Consider the following 296-nt stretch of genomic DNA (forward strand, 5'->3'; position numbering starts at 1 on the left):
GGTGGGGCCAAGGTAAGCTGGGGCCAGTCCCGGTTCCGGTTCTGATCTTCGTTCTGTTCGCGATCATCGCGCACATAACGTTGAGCTACACGCGCTACGGCCGGCAGATCTATGCAGTTGGCGGAAACCCCGAAGCTGCGCGCCTCGCTGGCCTCAACGTCCAGAAGATTATCCTCAGTGTCTATGTCATCACCGGCTTCTTCGCAGGCCTCGGCGCTTTCGTCTTGGCGGCAAGACTGAACTCGGCTGAGGCCGTGGCAGGTACGGGTTTTGAATTGACTGTCATTGCCTCGGTT

1 pseudogene is annotated in these 296 nt (G+C 58.8%); it reads left to right on the plus strand.

Annotated features, from left to right (window positions below):
- Window positions 1-296, plus strand: a pseudogene (locus tag EN874_RS33115) (ABC transporter permease); the annotation flags it as partial.

The organism is Mesorhizobium sp. M1D.F.Ca.ET.231.01.1.1 (assembly GCF_003999155.2).
Lineage (GTDB): Bacteria > Pseudomonadota > Alphaproteobacteria > Rhizobiales > Rhizobiaceae > Mesorhizobium.